At 47.4% G+C, this 22,521-nt stretch carries 26 protein-coding genes; 12 read left to right on the top strand and 14 right to left on the bottom strand.

Features of this window, described 5'->3' with window-relative positions; genetic code table 11:
• Positions 1-68 precede the first annotated feature (68 nt).
• The gene (locus tag GVY42_RS14530) at positions 69-374 is read right to left on the bottom strand and encodes a MerR family transcriptional regulator (protein WP_074037671.1); all 306 of its coding nucleotides are present in this window, start codon (positions 372-374) and stop codon (positions 69-71) included.
• Positions 375-494: 120 nt separating this feature from the next.
• Between GVY42_RS14530 and GVY42_RS14525 the strand changes: the two genes are divergently transcribed.
• Complete coding sequence (locus tag GVY42_RS14525) at positions 495-1,799, top strand: ammonium transporter (protein WP_236548976.1); 1,305 nt, start codon at positions 495-497, stop codon at positions 1,797-1,799.
• A 44-nt stretch (positions 1,800-1,843) separates the two neighbouring features.
• Here the strand turns inward: GVY42_RS14525 and GVY42_RS14520 are convergent, their stop codons facing one another.
• Both GVY42_RS14520 and GVY42_RS14515 read right to left on the bottom strand, forming a co-directional pair.
• On the bottom strand, positions 1,844-2,977 hold the full coding sequence (locus tag GVY42_RS14520; RefSeq protein WP_159563615.1) for an ABC transporter permease: 1,134 nt from the start codon (positions 2,975-2,977) through the stop codon (positions 1,844-1,846).
• Positions 2,974-3,711 (bottom strand): ABC transporter ATP-binding protein, encoded by a 738-nt coding sequence (locus GVY42_RS14515; RefSeq protein WP_159563614.1) that lies wholly within the window; start codon positions 3,709-3,711, stop codon positions 2,974-2,976. The genes GVY42_RS14520 and GVY42_RS14515 overlap by 4 nt, the downstream gene beginning before the upstream one ends.
• Before the next feature lie 169 nt (positions 3,712-3,880).
• Here GVY42_RS14515 and GVY42_RS14510 point away from each other — a divergent pair, with 169 nt between their 5' ends.
• On the top strand, positions 3,881-4,132 hold the full coding sequence (locus GVY42_RS14510) for a GlsB/YeaQ/YmgE family stress response membrane protein (RefSeq protein ID WP_047795606.1): 252 nt from the start codon (positions 3,881-3,883) through the stop codon (positions 4,130-4,132).
• Positions 4,133-4,177: 45 nt separating this feature from the next.
• Here the strand turns inward: GVY42_RS14510 and GVY42_RS14505 are convergent, their stop codons facing one another.
• On the bottom strand, positions 4,178-5,227 hold the full coding sequence (locus GVY42_RS14505; RefSeq protein ID WP_159563613.1) for a hypothetical protein: 1,050 nt from the start codon (positions 5,225-5,227) through the stop codon (positions 4,178-4,180).
• 128 nt (positions 5,228-5,355) lie between these two features.
• Here GVY42_RS14505 and GVY42_RS14500 point away from each other — a divergent pair, with 128 nt between their 5' ends.
• Positions 5,356-5,784 (top strand): HIT family protein, encoded by a 429-nt coding sequence (locus GVY42_RS14500; protein ID WP_159563612.1) that lies wholly within the window; start codon positions 5,356-5,358, stop codon positions 5,782-5,784.
• A 32-nt stretch (positions 5,785-5,816) separates the two neighbouring features.
• Here the strand turns inward: GVY42_RS14500 and GVY42_RS14495 are convergent, their stop codons facing one another.
• Complete coding sequence (locus tag GVY42_RS14495; RefSeq protein ID WP_074037675.1) at positions 5,817-6,152, bottom strand: hypothetical protein; 336 nt, start codon at positions 6,150-6,152, stop codon at positions 5,817-5,819.
• 168 nt (positions 6,153-6,320) lie between these two features.
• On the opposite strand from GVY42_RS14495, the gene GVY42_RS14490 reads away from it, so the two are divergent.
• Together GVY42_RS14490 and GVY42_RS14485 are read left to right on the top strand one after the other, a co-directional pair.
• Positions 6,321-6,677: a hypothetical protein gene (locus GVY42_RS14490; RefSeq protein ID WP_015880934.1), complete on the top strand. Its 357-nt coding sequence runs from the start codon at positions 6,321-6,323 to the stop codon at positions 6,675-6,677.
• 61 nt (positions 6,678-6,738) lie between these two features.
• The gene (locus GVY42_RS14485; protein WP_015880933.1) at positions 6,739-7,302 is read left to right on the top strand and encodes an HTH-type transcriptional regulator Hpr; all 564 of its coding nucleotides are present in this window, start codon (positions 6,739-6,741) and stop codon (positions 7,300-7,302) included.
• Here GVY42_RS14485 and GVY42_RS14480 read toward each other — a convergent pair.
• Entirely contained in the window at positions 7,286-7,624 is a 339-nt protein-coding gene (locus GVY42_RS14480; protein ID WP_236548975.1) for a DUF1878 family protein, read from the bottom strand. The genes GVY42_RS14485 and GVY42_RS14480 overlap by 17 nt on opposite strands.
• Positions 7,625-7,777: 153 nt before the next feature.
• Between GVY42_RS14480 and GVY42_RS14475 the strand changes: the two genes are divergently transcribed.
• Entirely contained in the window at positions 7,778-8,779 is a 1,002-nt protein-coding gene (locus GVY42_RS14475) for a peptidylprolyl isomerase (RefSeq protein ID WP_015880931.1), read from the top strand.
• 51 nt (positions 8,780-8,830) lie between these two features.
• On the opposite strand, the gene GVY42_RS14470 is transcribed toward GVY42_RS14475, so the two are convergent.
• The gene (locus GVY42_RS14470; protein ID WP_074037677.1) at positions 8,831-9,790 is read right to left on the bottom strand and encodes an HD domain-containing protein; all 960 of its coding nucleotides are present in this window, start codon (positions 9,788-9,790) and stop codon (positions 8,831-8,833) included.
• 81 nt (positions 9,791-9,871) lie between these two features.
• Between GVY42_RS14470 and GVY42_RS14465 the strand changes: the two genes are divergently transcribed.
• The 3 genes from GVY42_RS14465 to GVY42_RS14455 are packed head-to-tail and all read left to right on the top strand — an operon-like array spanning position 9,872 to position 12,181.
• The gene (locus GVY42_RS14465; protein WP_159563610.1) at positions 9,872-10,795 is read left to right on the top strand and encodes a magnesium transporter CorA family protein; all 924 of its coding nucleotides are present in this window, start codon (positions 9,872-9,874) and stop codon (positions 10,793-10,795) included.
• A 36-nt stretch (positions 10,796-10,831) separates the two neighbouring features.
• Positions 10,832-11,923, top strand: a complete 1,092-nt coding sequence (gene dinB, locus GVY42_RS14460; protein WP_159563609.1) for a DNA polymerase IV — start codon at positions 10,832-10,834, stop codon at positions 11,921-11,923.
• A 39-nt stretch (positions 11,924-11,962) separates the two neighbouring features.
• The gene (locus GVY42_RS14455; protein ID WP_078146414.1) at positions 11,963-12,181 is read left to right on the top strand and encodes a YhzD family protein; all 219 of its coding nucleotides are present in this window, start codon (positions 11,963-11,965) and stop codon (positions 12,179-12,181) included.
• A gap of 40 nt (positions 12,182-12,221) precedes the next feature.
• Here the strand turns inward: GVY42_RS14455 and GVY42_RS14450 are convergent, their stop codons facing one another.
• The 4 genes from GVY42_RS14450 to GVY42_RS14435 form a co-directional block, all read right to left on the bottom strand.
• Positions 12,222-12,713 carry a hypothetical protein gene (locus tag GVY42_RS14450; protein WP_159563608.1) on the bottom strand — a complete coding sequence of 164 codons (492 nt, stop codon included), beginning with the start codon at positions 12,711-12,713 and terminating at the stop codon, positions 12,222-12,224.
• Positions 12,714-12,775: 62 nt separating this feature from the next.
• The gene (locus GVY42_RS14445) at positions 12,776-14,551 is read right to left on the bottom strand and encodes an SLC13 family permease (RefSeq protein WP_159563607.1); all 1,776 of its coding nucleotides are present in this window, start codon (positions 14,549-14,551) and stop codon (positions 12,776-12,778) included.
• Between the two features lie 128 nt (positions 14,552-14,679).
• Positions 14,680-15,051 (bottom strand): YlbF family regulator, encoded by a 372-nt coding sequence (locus GVY42_RS14440; protein WP_015880924.1) that lies wholly within the window; start codon positions 15,049-15,051, stop codon positions 14,680-14,682.
• 37 nt (positions 15,052-15,088) lie between these two features.
• Positions 15,089-16,207 (bottom strand): DUF445 domain-containing protein, encoded by a 1,119-nt coding sequence (locus tag GVY42_RS14435; protein WP_159563606.1) that lies wholly within the window; start codon positions 16,205-16,207, stop codon positions 15,089-15,091.
• Positions 16,208-16,249: 42 nt separating this feature from the next.
• Between GVY42_RS14435 and GVY42_RS14430 the strand changes: the two genes are divergently transcribed.
• Positions 16,250-17,098, top strand: coding sequence for a CdaR family transcriptional regulator (locus GVY42_RS14430; RefSeq protein ID WP_236548974.1), 849 nt, complete (start codon positions 16,250-16,252; stop codon positions 17,096-17,098).
• Between the two features lie 104 nt (positions 17,099-17,202).
• Complete coding sequence (locus GVY42_RS14425) at positions 17,203-18,300, top strand: ABC transporter ATP-binding protein (RefSeq protein ID WP_159563604.1); 1,098 nt, start codon at positions 17,203-17,205, stop codon at positions 18,298-18,300.
• Between the two features lie 41 nt (positions 18,301-18,341).
• Here the strand turns inward: GVY42_RS14425 and GVY42_RS14420 are convergent, their stop codons facing one another.
• The 3 genes from GVY42_RS14420 to GVY42_RS14410 all read right to left on the bottom strand — a co-directional run bounded on the left by GVY42_RS14420 (position 18,342) and on the right by GVY42_RS14410 (position 21,601).
• Positions 18,342-18,992, bottom strand: a complete 651-nt coding sequence (locus GVY42_RS14420; protein ID WP_159563603.1) for an amino acid ABC transporter permease — start codon at positions 18,990-18,992, stop codon at positions 18,342-18,344.
• On the bottom strand, positions 18,989-19,747 hold the full coding sequence (locus GVY42_RS14415) for a transporter substrate-binding domain-containing protein (protein ID WP_078146406.1): 759 nt from the start codon (positions 19,745-19,747) through the stop codon (positions 18,989-18,991). Before GVY42_RS14415 ends, GVY42_RS14420 begins: the two co-directional genes overlap by 4 nt.
• Positions 19,748-19,873: 126 nt before the next feature.
• Entirely contained in the window at positions 19,874-21,601 is a 1,728-nt protein-coding gene (locus tag GVY42_RS14410) for a phospho-sugar mutase (RefSeq protein ID WP_159563602.1), read from the bottom strand.
• Between the two features lie 100 nt (positions 21,602-21,701).
• Between GVY42_RS14410 and GVY42_RS14405 the strand changes: the two genes are divergently transcribed.
• On the top strand, positions 21,702-22,517 hold the full coding sequence (locus GVY42_RS14405) for a sulfurtransferase (RefSeq protein WP_159563601.1): 816 nt from the start codon (positions 21,702-21,704) through the stop codon (positions 22,515-22,517).
• Positions 22,518-22,521 lie beyond the last annotated feature (4 nt).

Here is a 22,521-nt window from a genome sequence, read left to right as displayed (position 1 = left end):
AAAAACATTATACAGAAATTAATTAGAATTATGCTAATGTGAAGCATTTTCATTGTGTTTTCTTTGTGTCATTTTTTTGTCGGAAATGTTCGGAAGGCAGAATTCAATTGACCTCGAATCAAATCATCACGCTGTTTCGTCGACAATCGTCGTTCTCGTTCCTTAATATCTTGAATTCGCCATCCATCCTCTAGTTTAGTCGCCACTTCGACCAAACGTTCCACGTCATGGAAAGAATATTTACGTGAACCACCTTTTGTCCGTTCCGGAAAGACGAGACCTTTTGCTTCATAATACCGGACTTGACGCTCCGAAAGTCCCGTCAATTCAGTCACAACGCCCATCCCGATCACTTTCTTCGATTTATAGTCCATTCAGCCTCGCCTCCTTAATAAAAAAACTATGTCAGATAATCTGACAAAATGCAATCCAGCATGAATTTTTCGTTTTACACTGAAGTCAACTTTTGGAAAGCACCTAAGAAAAAGGAGGGCATGAACATGGAAGACATTCTCTATTATATGGACACGCTGTATGTACTCATCGCTGCATTGCTCGTATTGACGATGCAATTAGGTTTCGGATTACTCGAGACAGGGACGCTTCGGGCGAAGAACGCCGGTCACGTCGCGGTCAAACAAATTATCAGCCTCTCTGTGGCGGCACTCGCTTTTTGGGCGGTCGGGTTCGGTCTCTCGTTCGGTGACGGGACGACTTGGTTTGGGACAGAAGGATTCTTCTTAAGCGGATCATTCACAAGTCTCGACTGGGCGAACGTCTCCATCGACATTAAATTCTTATTCCAGTTATCATTCGTTGCAGTTTCCCTTGCCATCGCGTGGGGTGGATTTGCGGAACGGGCTAAGCTTTCTGCCTACGTTCTGTTCGGTATCTTCTTCGTTGCCATCCTCTACCCAATCGTCGCTCGCTCAGTATGGGCTGGCGGAATGCTTGGATCGATGGGGATGCAAGACTTCGCCGGATCAGCGGTTGTTCATCTTCAAGGTGGGATGGCAGCGCTCATGGCGACAATCATCTTGAAACCACGTCGGAAGACGGAATCACTCGCTGGTCATAACCACGTGTTGACGGTCGTCGGTGGACTCGTGCTTTGGCTTTGCTGGTTCGGATTCAACGCCGGTTCGACGATGTCGGTCGCTGACGGATTCTTCGGTTACGTCGCGTTGACAACAATGCTCGCCACAGCAGCCGGTGCACTCGGTGCTCTTGCAATCGTCATGCTCCATCGGAAGACGGCAGATATCCCGACAATCGTGAACGGAGTACTGGGGGCACTCGTTGCCATCACGGCAGCATGCGCGTTCGTCGAACCGTGGGCAGCTGTCGTCATCGGTGCACTCGCATCTGTTGCAACATACGGAACGAGCATCTTGATGGCGAAGTATGTGGATGACCCGCTCTGCGCCTTCTCCGTACACGGAGTCGCTGGGATCATCGGAACACTCGCACTCGGTTTCTTCGCATCTCCTCGACTCGTTGAGATTACAGGGATCGGTTCTGCTGGACTCTTCTACGGTGGCGGATTGACACAGCTCGGTGTGCAGACACTCGGTGTATTGATCGCGATGGTCATCGCCGGTGGTGGAAGTTATGTCTTCTTGAAACTTCTCGACGTCACAATCGGACTCCGTGTCACAGAAGAACAAGAAGATGTCGGCCTCGACATCGCAGAACATGGTGTATCAGCATACGGTGAAGTCGAAGAAACAACTGAGAAACCAGGACGCCTCCCGAAGATTCTCGGTTCGAGCGTATCCGTCATGTCACCTAAAAAATAATCTAATCACGTGAGAAGGACATCCCGCACAGGATGTCCTTCTTATTATTTTAATCGACTTAAGTAATAGCGTGTGACCAAGATAGACAAGACCAACCCGACCGCCGCATCCCATGTGGCACCGAAAGCGACAGATGCAATCACTAGAGCGACGGACTGGATGACGAGCAGTCGCATCGCCCACCACGAATACCCTGCGATTCGCTCATCGCGTGTAATCGGTAGCCAGGAAACAATGGAAATCGCTTCTAACCGTTTAAATAAAGGAACGAGCTGTAACGCGGTCAAGCCTACAAAGAGTGGCGTAACCAAGCCGACGTACCATCCTCCCGACATCCACATGACAATGAGCGCCACTACGGTCAAACGCAGAATTAAATCAAGTGAGTCGTTCGAACGGAGAATACGAAGTCCGTACACGTAACGTGAAGCGTCCACGCGCCGTAGGACCCGATTTTCTAGAAGCCGAGTCAATAGCCGGCGCTCTCGAACCTCTTCTTTCAAGGTCGGCAAATCGACGAACCAGCTGATCACCCGTTCAAATTGTGCCCGACTCTTCTCTTCGAGTGACAACCAATGGAGAAGCGGAATCCGCTCATTACGCTTCAGATGCAAGAGAATGAAGGGAGCGAATGCGGGGATCCATGCCCACTGTGTCCAATTCATCAATAACAAGACACCACTTCCAAGTGCAAACGGCAGGATTGTCCATTCGCGCACTCCTTCCACTTTTGCCAACCGACCTGCAGCTGACAACATGACCATCGTCACGACGAAGGATAATACTTCAATACTCGAATAACTCTCTGTCCGTACGAGGAGCGGAAGTAAAACGAGCAGGAAGAGCAATCCACGTAGTGCAGCAAACACGAGATTAAATAAACGTACCCCCACCATATAGGAACGAATACCTCCTAACTCTGGAAGTAAAAACACTTGATCCGCCTCCTGGACGAATGTTCGCGGGCGATGACCGAGCGGCATGATTAAAAGGACCGCCGTAGCAATCCACGTCCCGGGGAATGTCCCATCGATTCGTTCTAAGAAGCTATTGTAGACGAACGCCCCGTAAATCAAGGTGAAATAGAGCGTGAACAGCAGTCCCCCGTTTGCAACGTAGCGACTGTACTTGACGACCTCTTCCATCCAGGTCCCGAGCCTTGCTGTAAATCGATTCATGACGACCGTTCCTCCGACGCGATTGCTTCTACATATATGTCATCAAGTGTCGCATCAGGTGACAATCGATACACGTCACGCAACTCCGCCGCTGTTCCGCTTGCGATGACGACTCCTTGATGGAGGAAGACGAATCGGTCGCAGTGCCGCTCTGCCGTTTCGAGGATATGGGTGGACATTAAAATCGCACAGTCTTGTTTATATTCATCAAACAACTGAAGCAATTGACGAATCGCTAGTGGGTCGAGACCGACAAATGGTTCATCAACAATCAAGAGCGGCGTTTTCGTCACGAGCGCACACAAGATCATCGCTTTTTGACGCATCCCTTTTGAAAAGACGGAAGGGAACCAGGCGAGTTGTTTTTCCATTCGCATCTCTTTCGCCAAACGTTTCGTACGCGCAGCCAACTCTTCCGGATTCACATCGTACGCCTTCCCCATCAATTCAATATGTTCTTGCAAGGTTAACGTCTCATACAATATCGGTGTTTCCGGTATGTAACTTACTTTCTTACGATAGTTCTTTTCAGAAGAATTTAATGTCTCACCATCAATTTCGATTTTTCCGGAGAGGGGTGACAATAACCCCAAAATGTGTTTGATCGTCGTCGATTTTCCAGCTCCGTTTAGCCCTATCAACCCAACGAGCTCCCCTTTTTTTACTTCAAACGAAATGTCATGCAAAACTTGTTTACCGAGATATCCGCCGTTCAATCGATCGACGTGCAGCATGAAAACCACACCTTTCATTTTCATCTTTTTTTCGTGGTATATGTTTTAAATGTTGTCACATGGGAATAATCTGAACTGTAAGGCATTTTAAAATAAACATCAATACTTCCATTGTTCCACAAAATCGTTGTAAAGAACAATGGGCAAAAAGAGGAAGGAGAAATGAATGATGGGGTTTATTCTTTATTTGATTATCGGGGGTATCATCGGTTGGTTAGCAGGATTAATTTTAGGTAAGGACGTACCAGGTGGAATCATTGGTAACATCATCGCGGGGATTATCGGTGCATGGTTGGGTGGACTTATCTTTGGTAACTTCGGACCAATCGTTGCGGATATCGCGATTATCCCGGCTCTTATCGGTGCGATTATCCTAATCTTGATTGTATCGTTCGTTATGAAATCAATGCGTAAAAAATAAGATTATGTATCGGAGGGGCTTCCATTGTGGAATGTCCCTCTTTTTTCATTGGATCAGTAAATACATTGCCTCGTTCTTTTCGATAAACTGTTTCTCGGTCTCAAGACCAAAGAACGTAAAGAATGATTCGAAGAACGATTGACCGTAACCCCACTCTGTTCCGAGTGGGTGTTCCGACTTCGCTTTCGGTTCACCGAGGAGGGCAATCAAATCATCCGGTCGTTTATCGAGGTCGACCCGAATCGATTCCACTTCCTCATCTTTAAACGTGACAGCCAATCGCTCATAGTCCCATTTTCCTTCACGCTTTCCAGCCGGTTCACCAAGCGTTTCTTGAACTTGCTGACTCGACTGCCCAATTAATGAATCGACCGTTTCGAGTGAGTGACCCGTTTGCGCCTCCACTTCAATTTCAATCAACTCAGCCCGCTTCAAATCAAATTGTCCGGCAATGGCTTCGTTCGATTCAGGCATAAGGGCATACTCAATGGATTTAGAAGATATCAATTGAATCGTTTCGGTTTCCGTGACCGTCTCTCCATTTGTCACCGCTACCGCTTTGACATCATATTGTCCCGGCATCTGTTCAAACGATAACGTATCATCGGCTTCATCAATCCGTCCTACCTGTTGTCCATCAATCCAAATATTCGTCAATGGTACATCCGAGGTCACATCAATCCGTTGTGGGAGTAGTTCAATTCGATAGTCAGAAAATCCATACCGTCCTTCCCCCGTGTCGATCAAACGAAATAATCCGTCCGCCTCCATACCCGACGTTCGGTTGGCTCGGTCTTTCGCAACTTCTGCGATAGCCTCTCCTCGAATGGACTTTTCATCGTTCAACCACCCCATGAATCGTAGAGCCTCCGCTCTCGATAAAGGTTCTCCAAGATATTCGACTTCCTCCTCAAAAAAGGTACGGTCTTCTTCTAATAAGGCCTCTTTGAATGCGACGTGAATTTTGTCTTGTTCTGCCGCCGGCTTGTATGCATATATATAGAAAACAATGGCTCCAACTAGAATCGTGAAACTAGAGATCAAAAGAAAGACTTTCGGACTCCGCTCTTTTTTTCTACTTCTCGTATAGGGCATGTGCTCACCTCCTTTGCGCTCACTTATCTTCATTATAGAAGGAATCCATCTCGCTTCCTATCGTTCTTGCGCCCGAACTTCCGTGTTATGATGGAACAGAAACGACATTTAAGAATGGAGGAATGAAGATGCATACAGATCCGACCTGTATCTTTTGTAAAATTGCAAAACAAGAAATCCCATCCTATCGGGTATATGAAGACGAAGCGGTCGTCGCTTTCCTCGACCTTTCTCAAGTGACGAAAGGACACACGCTCGTCATCCCAAAACATCATGCGAAAAACGTATATGAATTGCCGGAAGACGTGGCGGCAGATGTCTTTAAACGCGTCCCGACCATCGCCAAAGCGATTCAACGTGAAACGGGTGCCATCGGAATGAACGTCTTATCGAATGCCGAAGAAGTTGCCGGACAAACGGTGTACCACTTCCATATCCATTTGATTCCGCGCTTTGGACACGAGGATGGATTTGGTGCGAAGTGGATCACGCAAAACGACGCCTTCACGTCGGAAGATCTCACTACCCTTGCATCGAACATTCATGCCCACGTATAAACAGACAGAGACCCGTCGACGACGGGTCTCATTTATGATTGATTGATTGAATCACGGTGGCGTTTTCGTTCCTCTTCCAATTGCGCACGCTCGACCTGAAGCTTAATTGCCACTTCGTATAGCTGTTGACGCGTCTTGACAGATGTCGCTTGTTCAAATTCTTTTCGTAATTTCGTTAGACGGGCATCTATTTCAAGCATCCGCTTTTCTCGCATCGATTCTTCACGTGCCTGTTCCGTTTGCTTCGACGCCTCGTATCCCGCCTCTAGTGTATTCATAATGGATTCGGCCCAAGTGTCATCTCCCAGTCGTTTCGCAGCGAGATACAGGTCAAGCATGTCATCTACCCAACGCTTCGCTTTCTCCACTGAGGATCACCTTCCTTTACCTGTATTTTAAAATAAAATGATTTTTCGGTCAAAAATGAATGTTCTGAAAAATTTTATTTGCGATATAGGTTTTTAATCACTCTTTTTTGGTAAAATAATATGAAAAGAATGTAATTCTGATTATCCGAGCTTGAGGAGGGGAATGAATTGTCGAGTCGCCAACGTCGAGATTGGATTGCTTTCGGCTTTGTTTTAGCATTTTTAGGAGTCGCCACAGTGAAGAAATTGGCGCGAGGAACTGCAAATGATGCCGCTGCTCAACAACATCGAGCATCCACAATCACTACGCTAAAAGAACAATTTGGGAATGTGGCGAAACATGCATCGCAGGTTGCCGCCGCAGGAAAACTGCAAGGAAAAGAATTGACTGACCAAGTGAAAGCCGAAGTCGAACGCTATCAACAAGACATTCAGCCTTCAGTCGAGCGCATCCAAGGGAACCTTCAGGAACTCTCGAACGTACAGTCTGCTATGACTGACAAAACCGTCAATCAAACACAGTGAGTGTTTGAGGTCATCGTCCGTCGATTATATTTGACTTTTTATCCGGAAAGGATGGATCGAGATGGAACACGAAAAAGAATTCACTGGCCCTGAGGCCATGCTCTATAGCCACAAAATCATTCAATTGAGTAAAGCTTTGTGGAAAACCGTCGAAAAAGACTGGCAAAACTGGATCAAACCGTTCGACTTGAATATCAATGAACATCATATCTTATGGATTGCCCACGCTTTAGGCGGTGCATCGATTTCAGAAATTGCGAAATATGGCGTCATGCACGTCTCGACTGCTTTCAACTTCTCGAAGAAGTTAGAAGATCGTGGATTACTTACGTTTTCTAAAAAAGAGACGGACAAACGAAACACGTACGTTCAATTGACACCTGAAGGCGAATCGTTATTACTCGAAACGATTCACGCCTTCGACCCAGAAGGGAACGGTGTATTCCGTGCTTCCCTTCCGCTCCAAGAACTGTATGGAAAGTTCCCTGACTTAACAGATATGACGGCTATCGTGCGTCGCTTGTACGGGGATAACTTTATGGATATCTTTGCGGAAACGTCAAAAATGATCACAGAAGAGGCAGGCAGACGCCCTGATGAGGATGAACTCAGTCAAGAAGCCTGACCTGCCGATAAAGTGGTTTTGTGACGTCTAACTCGATTCCTTGTCGGACACATGCCTCAAGAATCGTTTTGACGTCAAGTCTCACATCTAACATACCTGCAAAATGGACGAGCAATGGTTCTATGGACGTGTATCCGTAACGCAATTGCTCGTTTTGCTGTGCCCGAATCTCCTCAAGCAATTGATAAAATGACTCGACTTCTTGTTTCGTCAAATTCGCTCGAATCACCTCATATTCGAACGGACGGTCTGTCCAATCGACAATCTCGAGTAAGATCTTCATCTGATAGGCTAAATGCTCAACCTTCTCCTCTAGTGACACTTCCCTCACCCCATCATTTCACATTCTATTTCATCATTATACGACAGGATTGTGTGCTATGATACTGTACAGACAAGAGAACAGCTGTCATGATTAGGAAAATGTGATATAGTCGGACTTAGAAACTTTAAAGAATTATTAGGGGTGGAATACATGTCAAACGGAATGACGAACGAACCAAAAAAGCAAGATAAAAAATTCTCAACTGGCGCACTCGTCGGTGCATCTGCAATCGCACTCATTATCGGTGCTGGCGGTACGTATGCGGCAACGAACGCAGGCGGCGGAGAGTCAGATAATTCAGCAGTCGTCACATACAAAGGTGGCGAAATCACACGCGGTGAAATCGCGGATATGAGCTATGATCGCATGGTGCCACAACTCGCATTCCAAGAGACGATGAATGCACTTCTTGAAAAAGAATACGGTGACCAAGTCGACCAAGAAAAAGTAGACGAAGAGTTCAGCAAGACAGAAGAACAGTTCAACTCAGAAGAAGAGTTCGAACAAGCGATTCAACAAGCCGGTATGAGCGGTACGGAAGAGTTTAAAGAAGCGCTTCGCGGACAAATGCTCGTTGACGCTGCGAAATCGAAACTTGTCGATGTGACCGATGAAGAAATCGAAGCACAATTCGCAAAAGAGAACGTGGAAGTGGAAGCTAGCCACATCCTCGTTGAAACTGAAGAAGAGGCACAAGACATCATCAAAGAGTTGAATGACGGTGCAGACTTCGCTGAACTTGCGAAAGAAAAGTCAACGGACACTGGTTCAGGTGAAAAAGGTGGAGAACTTGGTTTCTTCTCTGCTGGCGCGATGGTACCTGAATTCGAAGAGTACGCATTCAAAGAAGATGTCGTTGGTAAAATCTCCGAGCCGGTTCAATCTCAGTTCGGTTTCCATGTCATCAAAGTGACAGACCGTAAAGAGAAAGACTTGAAACTCGAAGACGAGAAAGATCGTATTCGTGAAGAATTGGCAGCTGAAAAATCAGCTTCTGTCGATGCGAACAAAATTTACGCTGAGTTGATTGAAAAATACAACGTTGACGTAAAAGATGCAAAAGCAGAACAACAATTTGACGCTGTTAAAGAAGCGATTAAAAACGCAGACGAGTCTTCAGAAGAACCTGCAGCAGAATCAACTGAACAGTAATCACAAAGGGGCACTCCAGCAATGGAGTACCCCTTTTTCGTTGGTCACCTGTTATAAATTCGGGCGATAGAAAGCACGGTTATCGAGAGCCATGACACGCTCCGTGAACGTTCCGGGCTCGACCCCTTCATACGCTTTCTCAAACATGTTCATGCGCGCATCAATATTATCAATGAAGAATAACATCTCCGCTTCAGGTAATTGTGGCGCATTCGCAGATCCCCATTCCGGCTTCCCGTGATGGCTTAAGACGAGATGTTGCAACAAGGTCGTCACTTCGCGGTCCGTTCCAAGTTCCCGTGACACAACTTCAAGTTCCGATGCCATAAGTGACAAATGACCGAGTAATTTTCCTTCGAGTGTGTATTCTGGCGTAATCGCATCAGACAATTCGATGACTTTCGCCAAATCATGCAAAATCACACCCGCAATCAAAAGATCACGATTCAAGGATGGATACAGTTCACACATCGTATCCGCGAGCTTCAACATCGACATCACATGAAATGCCAGTCCCGAATAGACCGCGTGATGATGTCGAACGGCAGCCGGATACGTGAAGTATGCCTCTTCATGACGATTGACGACTTCCTCGACAAGACGGCGAATCTCATCGTGTTGAAGTGACGTGATGAATCCACGAATCGTCGTCTCGAGCTCTGACTTCGGAATCGGAGCCGATCGGACGTACGGTGCGATGTCTATTTCCTGCTCGATGATTGAAATTTGTTTTAGTTTCAACTGGGTGCGCCCCCGATAGTCCATCACTTCCCCGGCCGCATGGACGATTTTTTTCGTCGCATACTTCTCGGTATCGGCACTATCCCATAATTTCGTTTCGATTTCACCACTCTCGTCGCAAAGGATTAATGTTAAATAAGGTTTCCCGTTCCCGGCAAGTCCCTTATACGATTGTTTGATCATGACATATTGGTCTAGCGTGTCGCCCACTTTGAGCTGACCGATTTTTGTCGTCAATGAAAGCACCTCTCTCTTGTTCAGTACCTTCATCTTAACGAAAGTTTGAGACAGATGCCAACATTCCTGACAATTTGGGAATACTATCAATATAGTGAATTGGAGGAATGGATGATGGAATGGGATTGGTATACACGACCGGAAGATTATATTCATGTTGATCAGCTATATGCTCAAGCCTATACGTATTGGCTTGAACAATTGACGACCTCAAATGTGACGAAGATTGTCGTCGAGAATGGATATATGTATGGTTCACTCACACTCGACTATGAACAGTTAGAACGGGAACCACAAAAAATTGGACATTACTTCATTGGACCTGATTTTTTATGGACAATCGGCTTTGATGATTTGCACCATGAGTCCGTTTTCGCCAAACAATGCGATTCTCCAATCGAGGCGTTTTATGAGTTGCTTGCCGAACGGATGAACAACTACTTTCACGGTATCGATGAGTTTGAAGAACGTTTGATGGCAGCTCAACGTGAAATGACGGGACAAGTTCCCGCTACGTTCATGAATGAGATTTTTGGTCTTCGCAGTGAGATTGAACGGTGGTCGGATACGGTCACTCCATATAAGGAGCTTGTCATGGCGGGACGAGAAGCTTTTTTAACGATCGATTTGCAGCAGTTAAAATCGTATCAACTTGCCGATTATCGAGTCAGTCGATTGCTGACACTCATCAATCATTATCAAGAAGACGTGATTGCGATGACAGATCTCGCCTCCACCCTGTCGAACTTTCGAGGGAACGAAATCATGAAGGCACTAACCGTCTTCACCGCGCTGACGACTCCCGTCGTTGCATTCGGTGCGGTTTGGGGAATGAACTTTAAAAATATGCCTGAACTGGAATGGCCGCTTGGATATGGATTCGCCTGGCTCATGATTCTTCTCTTCACGCTCATCATCCAAGTGTGGCTGAAACGGAAGAATTGGATCGGGTCATTGCTACAGTTTCCGAATCAGACGACTTCAACGAAACATCGGTCAAAACAAAAATCTCAAAAAACGAACAAAAGTTCGGTATAATGAAAGAAAAGTGATTCACACAAGAAAGGTGATGTTATGGAACGACTCATCATTCATGTGGACATGGACGCATTTTATGCCTCTGTCGAACAGCGTGACCGTCCTAACTTACGAGGAAAGCCCGTCATCGTCGGAGGCCCTCCCCACAGCCGCGGGGTCGTCGCGACATGTTCCTATGAGGCGAGGAAATACGGCGTACACAGCGCGATGTCATCACGTCGCGCTTTTGCCTTGTGTCCCCATGCGACGTTTGTCAAACCACGGTTTCAGGCCTATCGACAAGTCAGCGCACAAGTGATGGAGATTTTTAAGTCGGTCACACCGCTCGTCGAACCACTCTCGCTCGATGAGGCTTACCTCGATGTGACGGAGAATTCGTTATTGAGTACATCCGGACCCTTTATCGCCCGGTATATATTAGGCGAGATTAAGCGTCGCACCGGCCTCACCGCATCTGCCGGAGTCGCACCGTCAAAGTTTGTCGCGAAAATCGCTTCAGGATTTGAGAAACCAAATGGACTCACGGTCGTTCCGCTCGATGAAGTGGCAACCTTTCTGGCTCCCCTCTCCATCGAAGCCATGCATGGAGTCGGAAAAGTGACCGCCCAAACGCTTTATAAAAGTGGTTATCATACGATCGGTGACCTTCAACAAACTCGTCCTGAGCAACTGAAAGCCATTTTTGGACATGATCGTGGGCAACAACTATATGAACTGGCACACGGACGTGATACGCGTCCTGTCGTGGCCACGCGAGAGCGTAAGTCGATTGGGTCAGAAACGACGTTTGCATTTGATATCGATGACCCGGAAGAAGTGTTCGAACGGGTCATCCCAGAGATGGAGGACGTATTGCGTCAACTCGATCGCCGCGACTTGAGCTGTCAAACGGTCACCATCAAAATAAAGACGAGCGAGTTTCAGGCTCGGAGTCATCAAATCAAATTAAACCACCCGACGCATGACCATGATGAGATTAGACGACTTGCCAGACGTCTTTTCGACGAGATGAACGTCATCGAGCCCGTCCGTTTGATCGGATTGACCGTATCCGATTTGATTCCCCGAACTGAATCGACACGACAGCTGACATTCGACGAACTGACAAAACCTTCTCTTGAAGAATGAATGACCATTCATTAAAATGAAGAAAAGGGGGTCGTGTGGATGGAAACATACACGGTGACAGGATTTGAAAATGATGGCACGCTCGTATTGAATGAAATGTTCGAAGCGAACGACGATCAGTCGGCCAAACAACAAGGACTCGACATGCTTCGTGCTGCTGGACATGAGCATAAAGGGGCACGTATCGTACGACGGGGGCAACTCATCTACTTCGAGCGTTGCAAATTACCGGGGAAATTGAAAGGGACGGCATCTTAACAAAAGTAGACCAGGACAATGATTGTCTTGGTCTACTTTTTCATTCACCATATTTTTCATTCCACGCATCCTGCCATTCTTGAAGATCGGGGTGAATATCCTCAAGCGATTCTCCGCTCAAACTATACCCGTTCCCTAAACCTGATCCGTCTGTCACGGGGAATGATGTTCCGCCGATGACCTTTCCATCCACGATCATTACCGAGACAGCAGTCTGACCGGCGGGAGATTGCTCACCAATCGGATGATCTTTCACCGTAAAGTTTTCGTAGTAGATGGTCTTACCCACGTATTCATCCGGTGATACGGTTTGTAGTCCCCAAACGTTCCGTTCACGATCCTCTGCCAGTTCCTCTAAGGTTAAAGTACTCGTATGCTCTCCTTCAAAAGAAACGATCGAGTACTGTTGCTCCTCGAGATACGCTTCGGCCACCTTCCCGCTCTGCGTCATCTCAGGTTCTGGTTCCGTCCCCACTTCTTTCCCACATGCCACAAGAAAGAGACAGAAGAAAACCAATATCCATTTTTTCATCATCGCCCGCCCTTTCATTTGCTGATACGTCTATTTTCGATACTCGTCCCCAAACCTCCTATTCAAAATGGGAAGAGGATGAGAATCATCAAAATTCCTACGATTCCCGTGATGAGTTGTAACGGCACACCGACTTTGATAAAATCCATGAACCGATAGTTGCCGATACTAAAGACCATCGCATTTGTCGGAGATCCGAACGGGGTCATAAAAGCGAGTGATGCCGAGATGGCGACCGCAACGACGAATGGAACCGGACTGACAGTCATCGATTCGGCGAGTGCAATCGCTAAGGGGACAAACAAAATAGCGGTCGCTGTATTCGAGATGATTTGACTAAGGAGCATGGTCGAGACGAATAAGACGACGAGTACCCATATAGGACCAAAGTCGGCAAACGTCCTTTCAATCCATTCAACGACCCATCCCATGATTCCCGCCTTTTCAAGCGCCGTTCCTACCGGGATCATGGCCGCAATCAAGACGAGCGAGGACCATTGAATAGATTGATAGGCGACGTCCATCTGTCGGACGGCCCCACTCAACACCATCGCTAGCGCAGCCATCCATACGGCAACGGTCGGATCGACCCATTCGAATATGAACATGAGCAACAACATGAGCATGATGATGCCTGCTGCAAGCTGATGACGCCCCGATACGACTCGATTGGCTACCTCGGTCACCCGTTCATTTGATAACAGGTCATGTGTCTCTCGTTCCATCCGCTCTAAATCATCCCATGTCCCCTGTACCATCAACATGTCTCCTTGCTTCAACGGGGTGTCTGTCAATCGCACGTGTGCAATCTCTTCTTGTGGTCGGATGACTTTTAAGACATTGACATGAAATTGATTACGTAACTGACTCTCACCGATACGCTTCCCGATTAATCGACTCACCCCTGGGACCGTGAACAGGAGAACCCCTCCGGTTTGATCATCTACACGGGTGGCCTCAATCGGTTCAAATGGTATCTGTTCTTTTTCAGAAAAGTTCCGAACGTGCCGTTCCTCACCGCTGACAAGTAATTCCCCCGCACGTAGTACGGTGTCCGCATGAGCCGTCTCATGATGGTGCCGTCCATGAACTCGTTCCTTCAAGACTATAACCCCTTCATGAGACCATGAAAGGTCACGTAACTGTTTCCCAATTAACGGATGACTCTTTGCAATCGACATCACATAGACGTTTGGACGCAATGGCTCACTTATCTCCGTCTTCAACCACTGTTTCGCCCCTTCTTGATGGAGTAAGCGATTCCCGATTAGACGGAAATAGATCAATCCAATCACCATCACGACCAGACCAATTGGAAACAATGAAAAGAATCCGAGCGGTTCATCCACGAGGCCGCGGAGTGCTTCTGCCGCAACGAGATTGGGAGGTGTCCCAATCAGTGTCATCGTTCCACCGATGCTTGAAAAAAAGGCGAGTGGCATGAGATAAGAATCCGTAGATTGTTGGATTTTTCGTGCCATTACCATCACAACAGGAATGAGCAAAGCGACGGTCCCCGTATTGGACATGACACTCGACAAGAGCGTCACCGTCAACATAAACAGATAGAATAAACGCGTCGCATTCCCTCCCGCGTATGGAACAAGCAAAGAAGCCAACCGTTCCGCCAGACCAGAATGAAACAATCCCGCTCCGACCACGAACAGTCCAGCAATCATCAAGACGACCGGATTGGAGAAACCAGCCATCGCCTCACCTGGGGTCAATTGTTGTGTGAGCACGAGGCAAACGAGTCCAATCAATGCCACTAAGTCCGCCCGTAACCATCCTGCTATGAAAAAGAAAATCATCCCTAAAAGGATTATCACCGTGATCATGCTGATTCACCCTTTCGCTATTGTCACAATTTCATTATAACCCACTTTATGTAAGCGCTTACTTAAAGCGTGTGACAATCTCATCAACAAAAAAACGGATGGCTCTAAAGCCATCCGCACATCATTTGTTATTGAACTTCGTTTTCGTTCACCATCGGGGCATAAAGCTCCTCGAGTGGTTTCATGATGATTTTCGTCACTTCTGTAACGAGTTGGTGCATGCGTTGCTCTTCTTGCATGAGCTCCATGATCAATTCGTTCTGTTGAACGTTCATCATTTTCGTTTGCGCATCCATCATTTCCTGCTCAGAGATTTCCTCTCCTTGCATCTGCTTTTGTTGAAGCGTCATTTGGATGTTACGGAAGTCAGCGAACAACTGGTTCGCTTCCGCATCCGCATTGACACGATCGTATAAAGAAGAGAGTGTTGTGAACTCTTCAGAATCGCGAAGTGCTTTCTCCAATTGGTAAGCTTGGTCGTACAAGTTTGTTTGTGACATGTAACGTCCTCCTAAATGCTATTAGGGCATAGAGCCATCACAAGATGGCAATCAACCCTTGAATCAACCCAATCATACCACCTAACAGCGCACCAAGCCATGTTATTGCCCGAAACTCTCGTTTCGAAATCGATAAGACGATCTCTTCAAGGTACGACGTGTCGAGTGATTGGACCTGCTCTTGCACAATCTTATCAATCTTTAATCGGTCCATGATCGTCTCCATTTGGTTCGTGAAGCGCTCAATGACAAGCGTGACACCTTGAGGAACAAGTTCGTCGACAACGCGGGATTCGACGGACTGTGTATACGACGAGACCGGACGATCCAATAATTGTCCAATCGGCAAACGAGATACGATTTGATCTGTGATGCCATCGATGAGTCTTGCTTCGAGTCGGTCATCGATTAACGTATCGACCGTCTTCTCACTGAATCGCTCAAATTCTCGCGTAATCATCGTCGTCATTCCGTCACGGGTCGATTGACCACGTAAGATGTTGACGATTTCTGGTCGAACCATCTCGACAAAGTTCATATTTTGAATGAATCCTGCGATAAACCCGAGACGACGCTGGACGAATGAGTCAACCATGTGACGAAGTTGCGCCTCACCTTCCGGAGAATAGAAATATTCTTCTGATTTGACGAGAAGCGCCTCAACGACTTCAGGAATGACTACTCGTACACGGTCCATCCCTTCTTCTCCAAGTAATTCAAACAGCTTCCGTTCTTTCACTTCAGCCATGACGCTCGATAACTCGTCACGTAATTTGTCATCTGCTAACGTGAGGAATCGTGCCTCTGCGTTCGGATAGAGAGGTTCCAACAACTCTCGAACCGTCTTATCCGAGCGTAACATCGTCTGAACCTCTTGTTGCGCAAAGTGCGTAATATGCGTCGTCACTTGGTCATCTAGCAATCGCTTCCGCATACCCTCTGGTGTCAATAAGTGTTTGACGACCGTCTTCCCTAGACTAGATGCCAGTTCATCTCGACGTTTCGGAATGAGTCCTGGTGTAAAAGGAATCCGGAATGAACCGATGTATTTCGGTTCATGTGGTCGGAACAACATCTTGATGGCGAGAAAGTTGGTCACGCCCCCGATGGTCGCCCCAATCAATATCATGAGTAAAATCTTTAATAACCCGTCCAAACTGCAAGCCTCCGATCTGAAATATGATACATTGTTGTTGAGGTGATAGTATTGAATACGTTTGATCGTATTAAATCGATTTTTCCGACTGCTGTCCATCGGTCGGAAGATGCATCTGGTGACCTTGATTGGTTCGAGACGCAAGATGGTATCCTATTCGGACTCCCCGCGTTCGAATTGAGCGAACGCGAACAAAAGCTGTTGGCGATGTGGGCGACGCCAATCCTTCAATCAGACCCCCATCAACGAAAATGGCAAGCAACACTTCAAGATGAGACGTTTCGTTTTGAGCAACCGTTTCGGCTCATCTCTCTTTCTCTCCAAGAAGCAGAAGAAGAATCGTTCGAATCCTTCGTCAATATCGTCCGTGACTTTATGCCGCATGCCAAGGTCATCTTGATGTCGACAAGACATATCGAGCTAATTGAGCAAAGCCCATTCGTCGATCTTCAGGAGTTTGAGGACGTATTGCGGGCCATCGCGAGTGACTGTTTCATCGAGGCACATGCTGTCTATAGCGAACGTCCACAAGGTTCGCTTGCCCATGTGTATCGTCAACATCAATTGCTCATGCCATACGCACATATGTCTACTAAAACTTACCCTGCTAGTCAATTATTATACCATTATTTACTACAACAGGACTCAAAAGAGCGGATGCACCTCACTGCGCCGCTGATGCAAATGCTCGATTTATCGACGATCGAACTATTAGAGGCGTTGTTTCGTCACTCGTTAAATGTCTCCCATACCGCCAAAGCACTGTTCATGCATCGAAACACGCTAAATTATCGGCTCGATCGCCTGTTTGAGACGACCGGTTACGATGCTCGAACGTTCTATGACGCTAGCCTCCTTCAACTCATGGTCATGTTGCACAAATCCGATTAACGGTTTTTGTGCAACTTGTCCATATTCAATGCAAGCGGTTTCATCATATAATCATTCTTGTAAGCGCTATTATATACACATAGATTCTTTAGGAGGCTAACGACATGGCAGAAATTCGTTTAGAGCACATTGATAAAATTTACGATGGTGGCGTAAAGGCCGTCAGCGATTTCAACTTACACATCAAAGACCGTGAGTTCATCGTCTTCGTCGGACCGTCTGGTTGCGGAAAATCGACGACACTTCGTATGATCGCAGGACTTGAAGAGATTTCAAACGGTGACTTTATCATTGACGGGAAACGAATGAACGATGTCGCTCCTAAAGATCGTGATATCGCCATGGTCTTCCAAAACTACGCACTTTATCCGCATATGAGCGTCTACGACAACATGGCGTTCGGGTTGAAGCTCCGTAAGTTCCCGAAAGACGAGATCGATCGTCGCGTAAAAGACGCTGCCCGCATTCTCGGTTTGGAAGAATACCTCGAGCGTAAACCAAAAGCGCTCTCAGGTGGACAACGTCAGCGTGTTGCCATTGGTCGTGCGATTGTCCGTGACGCAAAAGTCTTCTTGATGGATGAGCCACTCTCAAACTTGGATGCGAAACTCCGTGTACAAATGCGTAAAGAGATCATTCAACTCCACAACCGCTTGGATACAACGACGATTTACGTTACCCATGACCAAACGGAAGCGATGACACTCGCTACACGGATCGTCATCTTGAAAGACGGAATCATTCAACAAGTCGGTTCGCCGAAAGAAGTATATGATCATCCAGATAACATCTTCGTCGCCGGCTTCATCGGTTCACCATCGATGAACTTCTTCCGCGGTACACTCGCAGAAGGCAAATTCATCACGAACGGTGAAGAAGTCAACGTACCAGAAGGAAAAATGAAGACGCTTCGTGATCGTGGCTATGTCGGAAAAGAGCTCGTCCTCGGAATTCGTCCGGAATCAATCCACGATGAGCCAATCTACATCGACTCACCAACGACACACACGTTCAAAGCGCACATCGATGTCGCTGAGCTCATGGGTTCTGAGTCTTACCTCTACGCTGAACTCGGTGGACAACAGTTCACAGCCCGCGTTGACGGTCGCTCGAACATCCACATGGGTGACGATGTCGAACTCGCACTCGATATGACAAAAGCACACTTCTTCGACGGAGAGACAGAACAAGTCATCCGTTAAGGCATACAAAAAACCTCGATTCGTCTGAATCGAGGTTTTTCTTATCGAATCGCGTAACGCTGTTCGAGTTTGTGTTGACCGGCTTGGATCAAGGTCGATAAAATCCAGTAGATCGACGCCGAGAACAAGAGCAACGGCATGACCAAATACGTCGTGGCCGCAATCTGGTCAGACACATACGTCAACTCCTGTACCGCGATGACCGTCCCGAGGGATGTCGACTTAATGATGTCGATGACCGAATTCGAGACAGGGGGGATGGCACGTGAGAGTGCCTGTGGGAAAATGATGTCTTTGAAACGTTTCATCTTCGGAATGCCGAGTGCGACACTTGCCTCCACTTGTCCTTTGTCGACCGAGTTGATGGCTGCTCGGAACGCTTCTGAGATATAGGCTGCGAAGTGGAAGCCTAATCCAAAGATGAGCGACTGCATCCCACTGAGTTGAACGAACCCGGTGAGCCCGACATATAAGATCAACAATTGAAGTAAGAGCGGTGTTCCACGGAAGAACGAAATGTACGTCCGTGTGAACAACCGTACGATTTTAATCGGACTACTATGAAGTAAAGCGATGATCAGACCGAGAGCCAAGGCGAGAAGAATCGACAGGGCACTGGCGATCAACGTGAGCTGGATGGCTTCAAGATAGGCCGAGCGGTTCTCTATGACGGTCGTGATCAGTTCATTCATTGACTGATATCCTCACCGAAGTACTTCTCACCGATTTCTTTCATCGTGCCGTCTTCTTTCATCTCTGTGAGCGCGTCGTTCAACTTATCAAGCACGTCGCTATCTTGACGTGTCATGAATCCAGCTTCACTTGTGTTGAAGATATCACCGACTGCTTTGACGTCATAACCTGTTTTTTCAAGTTCCGTCAAGATGAAGAGACGGTCGTTGAGGGCCGCGTCCAAACGACCGACTTCGAGGTCTTGAAGGACTTGGTTCGCACCTTTGTAGAATTTCACTTCAGCGCCAGCTTCTTCAGCCATTTGTGCATAAGCAGAACCTTGTGTCGATCCGACTACTTTTCCGTCAAGATCGTCGATCCCTTGGATATCATTGTTGTCTGAACCAACGATGACTTGAGCTCCTGACACCGCGTACGGGTCAGAGAATGCATAGTTCTCTTTACGTTCCTTTGTGATGCTCATTTGGTTGGCAATCATGTCGATGCGTTCAGCGTCGAGTGCCGGGACAAGTCCTTTGAAGTCCATTGCTTCGTATTCCACTTTATAACCGGCACGTTCTGCCGCTTCGTTCAAGACGTCGATGTCATATCCAGTCAATTCACCTTTTTCTTTGTACGTGAATGGTGGGTATGTCGCTTCTGTTCCGACCGTGATGACCGCTTCGTCCGCTCCACTGTCAGTTTCGTTACCGCATGCTGCGAGAAGCCCGACTGAAGCTCCGATTGCGAGTACGCTCGTTAATGTCTTTTTCATAATAATTCCGCCTTTCCTATAATCCTTATATGATTACACGGTTTTAAACAATATCCTCATCATACTGGCGCAATGTCTTCATGTCAAACAAAAAACATCACCCTATTTCTAGAGTGATGTCCCTTATCAATCAATCGCTTTCGCTTGTGTCATAACATCCGCTTCAATCGCTTCACGTTTGGCGGTCGTCTTCTCGGCACGATCCGCATGCACACTGAAATAAAACTTGATTTTCGGCTCGGTTCCAGATGGACGAAGACAGAACCACGAACCGTCCGCAAAGACGAATTTCAAGACGTTTGATGATGGCAATTCAATCGTTTCCGATTTACCGGACTGTAAGTCGGTCGCCACTTGTTTCTTATAGTCTTCAAAACGAACGACTTCATATCCACCGACTTCTTTTGGCGGATTGGCGCGGAACGCTTCCATCATCCGTCCGATTTGCTCGAGACCAGCTTTTCCTTTTAACGTCATCGACTGCAAGGACTCTTCGTAGAATCCATACTTCTCGTAAATCGACTGTAACGCATCATAAAGCGTCCGACCGTGCTGTTTATGATAAGCTGCCATCTCGGCTGCGAGTAAACAAGCCTGAACGGCATCTTTATCACGACAGAAGTCTCCAATCAAATAGCCGTAGCTTTCTTCATACCCAAAGAGGAATTCATATTCGCCTGATTCTTCATATTGTTTGATCTTCTCACCGATGAACTTGAATCCAGTCAACGTGTTTTCGAGATGTACGCCGTACGCTTTTGCAATCGCAGCACCGAGTTCAGACGTGACGATCGTCTTAGCGACAAATCCATTAGACGGCAACGTACCTGTCTCACTCTTTTGTGAGAGGATGTATTCCATTAGGAGCGCGCCTGTCTGGTTCCCAGTCAAGACGAACCATTCCCCGTCCCGTCCGCGCACGGTCAAGCCGACACGGTCCGCATCCGGGTCCGTCGCCATAAGTAAATCAGCATCGACACGGTCCCCGTATTCCATTGCTAATTTAAATGCAGCCTTTTCTTCCGGGTTCGGATAACTGACAGTCGGGAACGCACCATCTGGCTCTGCCTGCTCCTCTACAATTGTCACGTGCTCAAATCCGTACGCCTTCAATCCTTCCATAACCGGACGGCGTCCCGTCCCGTGGAGTGGTGAATAGACAATCCGAAGCGGGTTGTCCTGTACGTCATGATGAATCCGAATCGACTGGAGCGCCTCCATATAGGCTTCATCGACTGATGAGTCAACTGTGAGGAGTAGCCCCGTTTGTCGGAGCGCCGCTTCATCTTCAATCTCAATTTTCAGCTCGTCTTCAATCGCATTGACGTACGTAACGAGTTCATCCGCTTCCGCTGGTGGAAGCTGTCCTCCGTCTGCCCCATATACCTTGAATCCGTTATATTCCGGTGGGTTGTGGCTCGCCGTGATCACGATGCCACCGAACGCATTTAAATGACGAACGGCAAACGACAGTTCAGGTGTGGCTCGCAAACTTGGGAACAAATACGTCTTGATTCCGTTTGACGCCAATGTCCGCGCCGCTTCTAATGCAAACTCAGGCGAAAAATGACGTGAGTCATGGGCGATGACGACGCCGTGACGTTTCGCCTCTTCCCCTGATGCTGAGATAAAATCAGCAAATCCTTGTGACGCTTTTCGAATCGTATAGACGTTCATCCGGTTCGCACCTGGTCCGATTTCTCCACGCATCCCGCCTGTTCCAAACTCGAGCGTCTTATAAAATGCATCTTCTAATGTGGTTTCATTTTTTGCGAGTTCTTCAAGTTCCGCACGTAAATGCGGCTCGAGCCCTTCGAATTGATTCCAACGGTCATACGTTTGTTGCCATGTCATGATTCATTCCCCTTTCACCCTCAAAAAATTCAATCGAAGTACTCGCCAATTGCTTCCATCTTGTATACGATGAGAGTAACGAAACCTCGAGGTGATATTAATGTTTCCAACAATGCGTGCCCAAGAGTTAAAACAAATCGTGCATACGAACTCGATTCGTTTCATCGATTGCCGATATTCGCTAAACGACGCGTCCTATGGTAAATATGTCTACCGAAAGGGACATCTTCCGAACGCTGTCTTTCTCGATTTGATGGAAGACTTGTCCGGTCCGCTCGGCGAACATGGCGGACGTCATCCGCTCCCTTCGAAAGAAGCATGGACGGCAACACTTCGTCGCATCGGCTTGAAAAAAGAAGATTTGGTCATCATTTACGATGACGGCTTCCCATTCGCAGCCCGTGCATGGTGGCTCTTCAAATGGGCCGGTCACGAACGGGTCGTTGTGTTAGAAGGCGGTATCCAATCTGGCATCACTTATTGCGGTGAGACCACGACGGACGTTCCACACTATCCGACAAGCGACTATACGCCAGACTTCCAAGACCATATGATTGCGACACTCGATGAAGTGAAAGCTGCTGCGAGCGGCTCGCTCTATGATTCACGAACCGAAGATCGCTTCAACGGGTCACATGAACCAATCGACTCAAAAGCAGGTCATATTCCGAACGCATTGCTCTGCTCCTATGCCGAGGCCATCACAGAACTCGGGACGTTAGAAGACTTCCACGACTTAAAAGAACTGTATAAAGATGTTCTTCCCGTTGAGAACCCCATCTTTTACTGTGGTAGCGGTGTGACCGCCTGCGTCAATATTTTGGCGCTTCACGCTCTCGGAAAAGATGATGTCCGACTCTATGCGGGATCCTATTCCGATTGGATCAGCTATCCAGAAAACGAGGTCCACCCCTAAGGGT

The sequence above is a fragment of the Exiguobacterium sp. 8A genome (genome assembly GCF_902506275.1).
Classification (GTDB): Bacteria; Bacillota; Bacilli; order Exiguobacteriales; family Exiguobacteriaceae; genus Exiguobacterium; species Exiguobacterium profundum.
The sequence above is the reverse complement of the archived record's forward strand: the minus strand, read 5'-3'. Positions and strand labels throughout refer to the sequence as shown.